Origin of the sequence: Kitasatospora sp. NPDC059146, assembly GCF_042786665.1 — a bacterium.
Lineage (GTDB): Bacteria > Actinomycetota > Actinomycetes > Streptomycetales > Streptomycetaceae > Kitasatospora.
The window spans coordinates 1-11,551 of sequence record NZ_JBHZCY010000195.1; the positions used below are offsets into that span (position 1 = coordinate 1).

At 74.0% G+C, this 11,551-nt stretch carries 9 protein-coding genes; 3 read left to right on the forward strand and 6 right to left on the reverse strand.

What is annotated here, in order from left to right; genetic code table 11:
• Positions 1-458: TetR/AcrR family transcriptional regulator (locus ACFXPX_RS41640; protein ID WP_380644942.1), on the reverse strand; the 458-nt coding region annotated here is incomplete at its 3' end.
• A gap of 149 nt (positions 459-607) precedes the next feature.
• Here ACFXPX_RS41640 and ACFXPX_RS41645 point away from each other — a divergent pair.
• Positions 608-2,158, forward strand: coding sequence for an MFS transporter (locus ACFXPX_RS41645; protein WP_380644943.1), 1,551 nt, complete (start codon positions 608-610; stop codon positions 2,156-2,158).
• Positions 2,159-2,243: 85 nt separating this feature from the next.
• Here the strand turns inward: ACFXPX_RS41645 and ACFXPX_RS41650 are convergent, their stop codons facing one another.
• The 5 genes from ACFXPX_RS41650 to ACFXPX_RS41670 form a co-directional block, all read right to left on the reverse strand.
• A complete protein-coding gene (locus tag ACFXPX_RS41650; RefSeq protein WP_380594107.1) occupies positions 2,244-3,530 on the reverse strand; it encodes a VanZ family protein in 1,287 nt (428 codons plus the stop codon).
• A gap of 75 nt (positions 3,531-3,605) precedes the next feature.
• Positions 3,606-4,013, reverse strand: a complete 408-nt coding sequence (locus tag ACFXPX_RS41655; protein WP_375889433.1) for a hypothetical protein — start codon at positions 4,011-4,013, stop codon at positions 3,606-3,608.
• Positions 4,014-4,266: 253 nt separating this feature from the next.
• A complete protein-coding gene (locus tag ACFXPX_RS41660) occupies positions 4,267-4,656 on the reverse strand; it encodes a hypothetical protein (protein WP_375889434.1) in 390 nt (129 codons plus the stop codon).
• Positions 4,657-4,839: 183 nt separating this feature from the next.
• Entirely contained in the window at positions 4,840-6,441 is a 1,602-nt protein-coding gene (locus ACFXPX_RS41665; RefSeq protein ID WP_380644944.1) for an ABC-F family ATP-binding cassette domain-containing protein, read from the reverse strand.
• A gap of 165 nt (positions 6,442-6,606) precedes the next feature.
• Positions 6,607-7,959 (reverse strand): NAD(P)/FAD-dependent oxidoreductase, encoded by a 1,353-nt coding sequence (locus ACFXPX_RS41670; protein WP_380594111.1) that lies wholly within the window; start codon positions 7,957-7,959, stop codon positions 6,607-6,609.
• 468 nt (positions 7,960-8,427) lie between these two features.
• Here ACFXPX_RS41670 and ACFXPX_RS41675 point away from each other — a divergent pair, with 468 nt between their 5' ends.
• Positions 8,428-9,597 (forward strand): magnesium and cobalt transport protein CorA, encoded by a 1,170-nt coding sequence (locus ACFXPX_RS41675; RefSeq protein ID WP_375889442.1) that lies wholly within the window; start codon positions 8,428-8,430, stop codon positions 9,595-9,597.
• 236 nt (positions 9,598-9,833) lie between these two features.
• Positions 9,834-11,405, forward strand: a complete 1,572-nt coding sequence (locus ACFXPX_RS41680) for a hypothetical protein (RefSeq protein WP_380644945.1) — start codon at positions 9,834-9,836, stop codon at positions 11,403-11,405.
• The last annotated feature ends 146 nt before the right edge of the window (positions 11,406-11,551 follow it).

An 11,551-nucleotide genomic window follows, 5' to 3' on the forward strand; every position in this document is an offset into this window, starting at 1 on the left:
CGTAGGGGTCCGCGCCGCAGGAGCCCTCCGGGCCCGGTTCCCCGCCCGATGCCCGATGGCAGGCCCGATGCCGGATCCGGTTCCCCGCGCGGGGCGGCGCTGGTCCCGCAGAAGGCGGTGCGGAACCAGCCGGGCTCGGTCAGGGCGAAGTCGATGTACGCCCGGCCGATCGCGTCCAGCCGCGCCCGGGCCGCCGCCACCTCGTCGGGCAGGTCCACGGCCGCGGAGCGGGCGAGCATGAGCCGCCCCAACCGGTCCATGCAGCTCGCCGCGACCGCCGCCAGCAGGGCCTCGTGGCCGGCGAAGTGCCGGTACGCGGCGTTGTGCGAGACGCCCGCCCTCCGGCTGACCGCGCGCAGGACGACGGCGGCGGGTCCGCCGGTCCTGGCGAGGTCGACCCCGCCGGCGACCAGTGCTTCCCGCAGGTTTCCGTGGTGGTACGGCCGGCTCGTGGCCACGTTCCCGCCCTCCCGTCCCTTCCGGTGTTGACAGTGTCCACTTTGCGGTGAAATGCTGGCAGATGTCCACATGTTCCCGCTGTCAACATCGCGGGATCCACTCCCTCGACCGAGCCCGCACCATCCGCCCCACCTGGTCGGAGGCAGCCATGCCCCACCGTCCCGCGCCCCGGCGCTCCCTGGCCCTCGCGTCCGTCTGCCTCGCGGCCTTCGCGATCAACCTGGACACCACGATCGTCAACGTCGCCCTCCCGGACCTCGGCCGCCAACTGCACGCCACCACCCGCGACCTCCAGTGGATCGTCGACGGCTACAACCTCGCCTTCGCGGCCCTCGTCCTGACCGCCGGTTCGCTCGGCGACCGGTTCGGACGACGGCCCGCCCTGCTCGCCGGACTCGGCGGCTTCGCGCTCACCGGCACGCTGGGAGCCCTCACCGGGTCGTCCGGCGCGCTGATCGCCGTCCGCTTCGCCATGGGCGCCTGTGCGGCGGTCATCTTCCCCACGACCCTGTCCGTCATCACCAACGCCTTCCCCGAGCGCCGCGCACGCGCCAAGGCGGTCGGCCTGTGGGGCGCGGTCACCGGCCTCGGCGTCGCCGTCGGTCCGGTCGCCGGCGGACTCCTGCTGGCCCACTTCGCCTGGCCCTCGGTCTTCCTCGCGCTCGTACCGGTGGCGCTGGTCGCCCTCGCCGCCACCTGGTTCTGGGTCCCGGAGTCCAGGGACCCGTCGAGCGCCCGACTGGACCCACCGGGCCTGCTCACCGCCTCGGCCGCCGTCGGCCTGCTGGTCTTCACGGTCATCGAGGCGCCGACCCGGGGCTGGGACCGGCCCGCCACCCTCGCGGGCTTCGCCGCCGCCACCGCCCTCGCCGCCCTCTTCGTGGTGATCGAACGCGGACGCAGCCACCCGATGGTGGACATCACCCTGTTCCGCACCCCGGCCTTCTCCGCCGCCAGCGGAGCGGTCACCGTCGCGTTCTTCGCGCTCTTCGGTTTCATCTTCCTGGTGACGCAGTACTTCCAGTTCATCCGCGGCTACGGCGCCCTCTCCACCGGCGTGCGGATCCTGCCGGTCGCGCTCACCATCGCGCTCGGCTCGCTCGGCGGGGTCGCGCTCGCCGCCAGGGCCGGGACCCGGGCGGTCGTGACCTCCGGGCTCCTGCTGCTCGGGGCCTCCTTCGGGTGGATCGCCCTCTCGCCCGCCTTCCAGTCCTACGGGCTGATCGTCGGTCAAATGATCCTGATGGGACTGGGCCTCGGCCTGACGACCGCACCGGCCACCGAGTCGATCCTCAGTGTCCTGCCGCCCGCCAAGGCGGGCGTCGGATCGGCCGTGAACGACGCGACCCGGGAGGCCGGCGGGACCCTCGGCGTCGCCGTCGTCGGCAGCGTCTTCACCTCCCTCTACGCCTCCCACCTCGCGACGACCGCCTTCTCCGCCCTCCCGGCCGGCACCCTCAGCGCGGCCGAGGGCTCGGTGGCCGAGGCCCTGCGCACCGCGGCGGCCACGCCCCCGGGCTCCGGAGCGGCCCTGCGGGCGGCGGTCCAGAGCTCCTTCATGCACGGATTCCACGTCGCCTGCACCGTCGGTCTCGCGGTCTGCCTCCTCGGCGCCGCCCTGGCCCTGGCCCTGCCCGGCGCCCACCCCGCGCCCGTGCCCTCGACGCCGGCACCGACACCGGTCCTGCCGAGGCGGTGACGCTGTCCCCGAGGCAGCCGGGTAGTCGAGGGGGCGGCACGTGACGTGATGCCCGGTTTGCTTGAGGCGGGGCCGCAGCTGCCGGCTAGGTCGTGACGAAGGCGCCGGTGGCGGCGTCGATGGTGACCACCAGGAGGCCCTTCTTCTGCTGGTCCTCCGGCGGCTTCATGCCGACCAGCCAGCGCGGGTGCCAGGTGCCGTCGCGGTCCGCCTGGGCGAGGAGGATCGTGCTGCTGGTGGTGAAGCCGGGGTGGGCGGTGGCCGCGGTGCTCCGGGCGGTCGCCTCGGTGACGGTCGCCTTCGGCAGGGCGGGCGGGTCGACGTGCCGGGCGGAGAACGAACTGACCCGGCCGTTGCCGGTGACGAGCAGGTCGAGCCGCATCGGCATGAGGACGCCGTCGACGCGGGAACGCCACTGGACGGTCCTGGCGCCGCCGGAATTGGGCTGGGGGTCGGTGCTGGGGTAGCTGTCGGTGAGGGCCCAGGGGAAATGGGTCCGGGCGAAGCGGGTGGCGGCGTCGACCGCGACGTCGTCGCTGACTTCGCCGGGTGCCTGGTCGGGGGTCGGCCCGACGAGCCCGGAGGCCGGTTCGCCGCCCGGCCACGCCAGTTCGAGGCTGCCCTGCCGGCCGGTGACGCTGACCGTCCCGGGGTGGCCGGAGGATCCTTCGACGTACTGGACGGACGCGATGTCGGCGGCCGACCCGAAGAACTCCCGGAACGCCTTGGTGGCGGCGGCCCGTTGGGCCGGTCCGGCCGCGGTGTTCTCCGTGGGGTCGGGTGCGACGACCGTCACGGAGGGCACCAGGACGGCCGCGATCACTGCGGCTCCGCCCACGAGGGCGACCGCCCCGCGTGCGAGCTCGCGCCTGGTGGTGCCCAGCGGCCGGTCGCCCGTCCGGCTGCTCCACAGGTACGCGAGGCCACAGCCGAGCACGGCCCCGAGCGCGTTGTCCCACAGGTCGGCGGAATCGCAGCTGCGGCCGATGCCGGGGGTCAGGGCCTGGGTCGCCTCGACGGCGGCGGAGAGCAGCGTGAGGGCGATGCCGGTGCTGACGGGCCGTCGAACGAGGCGGGAGGTGAAGAAGCCGGCCGGGACGAACAGGGCGATGTTCATCAGGCCCTGGGTGCCCGACATCGCACCCGTCAGGTCGAGCCCGGCGGTGCAGCGGAGCGGGGCCGGTGCGTCGGGGTGCACGGGGTAGAGGGTGGCGACGAGCACCAGGGCGGTGGACGCTCCGGCGAGCGCGGACAGCGGCCTCGGGGCCGAGCGCCGTCCGGCGACGGCCGCCGAGAGGGCGGCGGCGCCGATCAGAGCCGCCAGGACGGTCCAGAGCAGTCCCGGCTCGTGGTGGAGGATCGCGCGGATCATGCTGGTGGCACTCCAGTGGGCACGGCGATGGGCCCACGCCCTCGGGCGCGGGCCCATCGTGACGGCGGGCGGCTGCTAGCAGATGGTGACGGGCGCGTTGTAGAACGTGTTCTGGCCCTTGACGGCCATCCAGCCGATCACGTTCTGGCAGTCGTTGAACCCGAGGTCCCAGAACCACGCGTCCTTGGTCTGGTTGACGGACTGGTCGCTCCAGTCGCGGTTGTAGGAGTAGCCGTGGTAGTTGAACCCGAACTGTGCGGTGATGGTGCCGCCGCCGGTCTTCTCGTAGACGTCCTGCAGCTGCCAGAAGGCGGACCCGTCGGGCTGGGTCTTGTCCTCCTGGGAGATGGACGTGCTGAGGCGGCCGTTGGAGAGCGACGTCGACGCGTTGTACTTCGCTTGTGCCATGGCCTGGGATGCGCCTCCGACGGCCAGGAGGGCTCCGGCCAGGGCGGTTCCGATGACGCGCGTGCCGATTCGCATGATGCTCCTCTTGGTGAAGGGGGGTCAGGAACGGATCGGTCCTCCCGCACCGTTCATGGTTCCGGGCGGGCTCCCCGTGTGCTTTCCACGGTAGGACGGGGTTCCTGCCTTGGAATCAGCAATGCGTCTCAGGGACTCCGCAATGCGTCTCCAGACGCCCGCGGTCCGTCGGAGCGGACGGGCCGGAGCGCGGCCGGCTGTTGCGCGTGATCGGCAGGATCGCGCTCAGCGACCGGTGATGACGATCGGCCCTTCAGACCGTGAACCACTCCTTGGCCTCGGCGGAGCTGTACGCCCGGACGATGATGCCCGCGATCGCGATGCCGGCCAGCGAGATGATCGAGCCGGAGAAGAGCTGGATCACGCCGCTGACGATCGCGAGCCACTCGATCACCAGTACGGTCCTCCGGGTCCACCGGGCCCCACCCGGCGCCAGGGCCGCGCAGGTGCCGAGCAGGACGCCGATCAGGATCGAGAGGAAGGCGATGAACGTCACCATGGCGACGCCTTCACCGTGCTGGCCGTGGATCAGTGCGAGGAGGAAGATCCCAGCCGCGCTGTTGCCGACGGCGTGCAGCCAGACCCCCGCTACCACCCACTTGAGTGATGTCGGCATCCGCTCGTCCGCCAACTGGTTCGCCATCGGTGACCACCCCCGGATCGTCGGTGCGGCCGGGCCGGCGGCCGGGCCGTAGGGGAGAGGATCCGGGTGGCCGGGTCCGCCGTCAATGGCCACGACCGCCTCCCTTTCTCCGGTCGGCCGAGGCGCGGAGGGCCGTAGCGGTCCGCCGGGGACCGGAGGACCGCTACGGGCGGGGGTGGTGGCTCAGGCCTGGGTGACCAGGTCCAGGTACTCGTCGTGCCAGAGGTCCTCGTCGCCGTCCGGCAGCAGCAGCACCCGGTCCGGCCGGAGCGCCTCGATGGCACCGGGGTCGTGGGTGACCATCACGATCGCGCCCGGGTAGGTGCCGACCGAGGCCAGCACCTCGGCCCGGGAGGCCGGATCGAGGTTGTTGGTCGGCTCGTCCAGCAGCAGCACGTTGGCGCCGGAGTGGACCATGGCGGCCAGCGCCAGCCTGGTCTTCTCGCCGCCGGACAGCACGCCGGCCGGCTTGTCGGCGTCGTCCCCGCGGAACAGGAACGCGCCGAGGACGGTCCGCAGTTCGCCGTCGGTCAGCTCGGGCGCGGCCGCGGCCAGGTTGTCGCGCACGCTGAGCGCGGGGTCCAGGGTGTCGTGCTCCTGGGCGAAGTAGCCGAGCCGCAGGCCGGTGCCGGCGACGACCCGGCCGGAGTCCGGGCGTTCCCGCCCGGCCAGGACGCGCAGCAGGGTGGTCTTGCCGGCGCCGTTGAGGCCGAGCACGACCGTTCGGCTGCCGCGCTCCACGGCGAGGTCCAGGCCGCTCAGCACCGTCCGGCCGCCGTAGGCCTTGGCCAGGCTCACCGCGCCGAGCGGGGTCCGGCCGCAGGGCGCGGGCTCGGGCAGCCGGATGCGTGCCGCGCGCTCGGTCTGCCGTACGGGTTCCAGCTCGGCGAGCATCCGGTCGGCGCGCCGGGCCATGCTGCGGGCGCTGGTCGCGGTGGCGACGTTGGACCGCATCCGATCGGCCTGGGCGTGCAGGGCGGCGGCCTTGCGTTCGGCGTTGGCCCGTTCCCGGGTGCGGCGGCGCTCGTCGGCCGCACGCTGGGCCAGGTAGGCCCGCCAGCCGGTGTTGTGGACGTCGAGCGCGGCGCGCTGCGGGTCCAGGTGGAAGACCCGGTTGACGGTCTCCGCCAGCAGGTCGAGGTCGTGGCTGATCAGCACCAGTCCGCCCCGGTGGGTGGCGAGGAAGCCGCGCAGCCAGCCGACCGAGTCGGCGTCCAGGTGGTTGGTGGGCTCGTCCAGCAGCAGGGTGCCGTGGTCGGCGAACAGGATGCGGGCCAGTTCGACCCGGCGGCGCTGGCCGCCGGAGAGGGTGCCGACGGGGGCGTCCAGCATCCGGGCGGGCAGCCCGAGTCCGGCCGCGACCCGGGCGGCCTCGGCCTCGGCCGGGTAGCCGCCGCGGGACTGGAACGCGGCGTCGGCGCGCGCGTAGGCGTCCATCGCCCGGCGTTCCTCGGCGGCGGAGCCGGCCACGGCCATGGCCCGCTCGGCGTCGCGCAGCGCGCGGAGGGCGGTGTCCAGGCCGCGGGCGGACAGGATGCGGTCGGTGACGGTGACGGCCGGGTCGGCGGCGCGGGAGTCCTGCGCGAGGTAGCCGACCGGTCCGGTGCGGGTGACCGTACCGGCGGCGGGGGGCAGGTGCCCGGCGAGGGTGGAGAGCAGGGTGGTCTTGCCGGCGCCGTTGCGGCCGACCAGGCCGATCCGGTCGCCGGGGGCGATGTGCAGGGTGACGTCGGACAGCAGCAGACGGGCGCCGACGCGCACGTCGACACCACGGGTGGTGATCATGGGGTAACGCTCCGAAACGACTAGCGGACAGACGGGTGGCGTGGAGGCGGTCCGTCAGCTAGGAGATGCGGGGCGTAGACATGTCGGCCAGGGTAACGGGCGGCCGGTCCGGACGCACCCGAATTAACGGGTGCGTCCGCTTGGCGGGTGCGTCCGCGCGGGCCGTCAGCCGCGCAGCACGGCGGCCACCACTGCCGGGTGGAACAGCCGGGTCGGTGGCGCGACCAGCGACAGTACCTCGTGGAAGGCCGCCGTGATCTCGGGGTTGTGGGTGGCGCCCCGGAGCACCTTGTCCAGGTAGCGGTGCTGGAGCCTGATCAGGGCGCCCGAGGGCCCGCCCGTGGTGGCGGCGAAGCGGACGTCCTCGGCGCTGGACATCATCCACGCGGTCTTGGACACCGCCGCGATCTCCCGGCGCGCGTCACGGGCGGTGGCGGGCCCGACGCCGCCGTGCCGGGCGGCCGTGCGGCGCAGCACCTGGGCGCAGAACAGCGACACGGTGATGCCCTGCCCGTACACCGGATTGAAGGTGCTCGCGGCGTCGCCGACCGCCACCAGGCCGTCCGGGGCGCCGCGTTCGTAGTGCCGCCGTACGCCCGGGCCGGGCAGGAAGCCGCGTACCTCGCCCGCCGGTTCGGCGTCCCGCAGCATCTCCGCGAGGGCCGGGTCGCGCAGCCGGGACAGGTGCTCGGTGAAGCCCTCGGTGCCGGGCGCGGGCTCCGCGCCGCGCATCCCGGCCAGGCTCACGATCCAGCGGTCGCCCTCGACCGGCAGCAGGACGCCCATCCGGGGCTTGTCCGGGGCCTTGGTCTGGAGGTAGACGGCCTGGTGGCCGAGGTCGACGCCGGTCGGTCGGTGGAACAGCCGGGAGGCGTACGCGACGCCCGCGTCCACCCGCTCCTCCGGCACCGGGCGGCCCAGTTCGCCGAGCCACTTCGGCACCGAGGTCGAGCGGCCGGCCGCGTCGATCACCAACTCGGCCGGGATCTCCCGGACTTCGCCGCGCCCCTGGACGTCCCCGCGCTCCCGGCCGCGCTCGCGGACCTTCACCCCGGTGACCCGCTGCGCCGAGCCGAGCAGGCCGACCACGTCGGTGCCCTCCAGGAACTCGATCGACGGTTCGGTGCGGACCCGGTCCAGCACCACCTTGTCCAGCACCGGCCGGGTGCAGGAGAGGAAGGCCAGTCGGGCCGGGTAGTCGGCCATCCAGCCGGCGGAGCTGAGCCACCGGAGGTCGCCCGAGGTGGAGACCCGGTGCGCGCCCGCGTCGGTCAACTCCTGCTTGATGCCGGGCATCAGCTCCTCCAGCGCGCGGTGCCCCGCCTCCAGCACCAGGTGCGCGTGCCGGCCCTGCGGCACCCCGGCCCGGAACGCCGGCGTGTCCGGGTACCGGTCCCGCTCCACCACGACGATCCGCTCGGCGCGCCCCCGCAGCGCCCAGGCCGCCACCACGCCGGCCAGCCCGCCGCCGATCACCACCGCCGTGCCCCGCCCGGGGGCCGTCTCCGAAGAATTCATGCGACGTAGCGTAGTGGTGGCGGCGTCGGACCGTAATCGTTCCAGCTGGACGAACGGGCCGACGGCGTAAGTCCGTTGGGGCCCGGGCCGGACGGCCTCGGGGCCGCCGGTGGGTCCGGTCGGAAGGGTGGTGGAGAGGGGCGGTGGTCAGGGGCGGTGGAGAGGGTCGGTCGTGCGGGTACTAACATCGGGTGGGGTTGCGTCGGCGTCCCCCGGGGCGCGCGGATTCGAGGAGGTGAGAGCCGTGGAGTGCAGTAGTACGGGTCGAAGTCGGCCCCGCCCCCGGTTGTCCCGCAGGATTCGCGGCCCCCGGCACTCCTCCTCCCGTACGGCTCCCGCGCAGGGCTGACCCCGCCACCGGCGGGGCGCGCCGCCGGTCGCGCCGTGCGCGTGGCGGCGGGCCGGGCGCCTCCGGCCCACCGTGCCGAGCACGGCGGTGGCCGGGCACCCACCGTGGAGGTTCCCCGCATGTCCGACTGGCGTGTGCGCGCCGTGCGCGCGAGCAGGCGTCCGTTCTCCCGTCCGACGGCCGAGCGCCGGCCCGTCGACCCCCGGTCCGCGCCCGAGCACTCGATGGACCCGCGCCCGGACCAGCCGGTCGAGCCGGGGGCGCTGGAGCGTTCCCTGGTGGACGCGGCGGTCTACCGCGACGGCCGCCGCACGGACGCGCCCGCCGACCTCGCCGCGATCTACCGCGAACTGCCCGACCGGCCCGGCACGATGGCCTGGATCGGGCTGTTCCGCCCGGCGGAGGCGCAGCTGCTGGAGGCCGCGGACCGGTTCAACCTGCACGAACTGGCCGTCGAGGACGCCATCGTGGCCCACCAGCGGCCGAAGCTGGAGCGCTACGGCGACACCCTGTTCGTGGTGCTGCGCGCCGCCCGCTACCTGGACGAGGCGGAGGAGGTGGACTTCGGCGAGATCCACCTGTTCGTCGGCCCCGAGTTCGTCATCACCGTGCGCCACTCGCAGGCCCCGGACCTCTCCGCGGTGCGCCGCCGCCTGGAGGACGACCCGGAGCTGCTGGCGCTCGGTCCGGAGGCGGTGCTGTACGGGGTGCTGGACGCCGTGGTGGACGGCTACGCGCCGGTGATCGCCGGGCTCCAGCACGACATCGACGAGATCGAGACCGAGGTGTTCGGCGGGGACCCGCACGTCTCCCGCCGGATCTACGAGCTGTCCCGCGAGGTGATCGAGCTCCAGCGGGCCACCCGGCCGCTGCTGGAGATCATGCGGAGCCTGGAGGCGGGCTTCGGCAAGTACGGCACCGACGAGGAGCTCCAGCGCCGCCTGCGGGACGTCGCCGACCACGCCACCTACGCGGCCGAGCGGGTGGACGGCTTCCGGCAGATGCTGCAGAACATCCTGACGGTGAACGCGACGCTGGTCTCGCAGCGGCAGAACGAGGAGATGAAGCAGCTCGCCGAGGCCGGGCACGCGCAGAACGACGAGATCAAGAAGATCTCCTCCTGGGCGGCCATCCTGTTCGCGCCGACCCTGATCGGCACGGTGTACGGGATGAACTTCGAGATCATGCCGGAGCTCAAGTGGGCCTTCGGCTATCCGTTCGCGGTCGGGTTGATGGCGCTGGTCTGCACCGGGCTGTACCTGGTGTTCAAGCGCCGCGACTGGCTCTGACGGCCCCGGGCCGGGCAGCTGCCGGGCGCCGCTCCGGGCCGTCCGGGTGCCACCGGCGACCCCCGTGCTAAGGAAGCGTCAAGATCCCCGTCCGCCGGTGTCAAGGAGCCGTCAGGGAGCGTCCCACCGCCGGTGGCGCGGCACTAGCGTCGCGCGGCGGAGAGAAACGGTTCTGTGTTCGGTTCCCACCGGGAGCCCCGGCGGACCGTGCCACGGGGGAAAGGGACGTGTGGGTCATGACCACCTCGACAGCAGGCAGATCGGCCACCTCGGAGGAGGCGGCCGCCGGAGGGGACGACGGCCCGGAACCGGCCGGGAGCGGCGAACCCGCCGGACCGCGGCCGCCGTCCGGACCGTGGCTGCCGTCCGGGCCGCTGGCCCGGCTCGGGCAGGGCCTGCGGACGGTCGGCAGCCGCTCCTACTGGACCACCCCGCGCCTGGTCCGCGCGCTCACCGCGCTGAGCCTGGCCGCCCTGATCGGCCTCGGCGCCACCGCCACCGCCGTGCTCGGCGGCGCCCGGGACGGCACCGACACCATCGGCCACCGGGCGGCCCCGCAGGCCACCCGCGCCGCCGACCTCTACTTCGCGCTCAGCGACATGGACGCCCAGGCCGCCAACCTGCTGCTGGTCGGCGACGACCAGGACTACGCCGCGCTGCGCAAGCAGACCCTGGACACCTACGAGCAGCGCCGCAACCAGGCCGACGACGACCTCCAGCAGGCCGCCCAGGCGGCCGCCGCCGACCCGGCCGGGCAGCGCGCCGTCCAACTGGTGCTCGGCCGGCTCGGCAGCTACGAGGCCCTGGTGGCCCGCTCCCAGCTGCTGGAGGAGCAGGCCAAGGCCCCGGCCGGCCAGCCCTCGCCCGCCGCCCTGGACGCCTACCGGCAGGCCTCCGACCTGCTGCGCAGCCAGCTGCTGCCCGCCGCCGACCAGGTCACCGCCGCCAACGAGGCGACCGTCGACCGCGTCTACGGCGAGCAGCGCGACGCCCTGGGCACCGGCTGGTGGTGGCTGTTCGGCGCCGGACTGCTCGCCCTCGCCGCGCTGGTCGGGCTCCAGCGCGCGCTGCTCGTGCGCTACCACCGGGTGTTCAACCCCGCGCTGGCCGGCGTCACCCTGCTGACCGGGGTGGTGCTGGTGACCGGTCTGGCCCTGGTGGGCCGCACCTCGGACCACCTGGTGACGGCCAAGAGCGACGCCTACGACTCGGTGATCGCGCTCAGCCGCTCCCGGGCCGTCGCGTACGACATGAACGCCGACGAGAGCCGCTACCTGATCGACCCGAGCCGGGCGGCCGTGTGGGAGCAGGCCTACCTGGAGCAGAGCCAGGCGATCGTCCACCTCGACGGGGCGACCCTGGACACCTACGGCACCCGGCTGCAGACCGCCGTCGAACGCCACCACCAGGACCGCTCCACCGTCCCCTTCGGCGGGTACCTGGGCGCCGAGCTGAACAACATCACCTTCCCCGGCGAGCAGGCGGCCGCCGAGCGGGTCCTGAGCGCCTTCCAGGAGTACCAGGCGATCGACCACCGGATGCGCGTGCTGCGCGGCGCGGGGCAGCTCAAGGACGCGATCACGCTCAACACCGGCCTCGCCGAGGGGCAGTCCAACTACCAGTTCGGGCAGTTGGGCGCGGCCATGCAGGACACCATCGACGTCAACCAGAAGGCGATGGACTCGGCCCTCGCGGCGACCGACGGCGACCTCGACGGCACCACGGCGGCCCTGGGCGGGGTCGTCCTGGCGGCGGCGGTGGCGCTCACCGCGCTGGGGGTGCGGCCCCGGCTGCGCGAGTACCGGTAGCGCGAGTGCCGGTGGCGCGCGTACCAGTGGCGCGAGTGCCGGTAGCGCGAGTACCGGTGGCGCGAGTACCGGTGGCGCGCGGCCCGACGACCGGGTGACGGGGGAGGACTGGAAGGCCGTGATCCGGGAAGCCGGAGGAGGGGGCC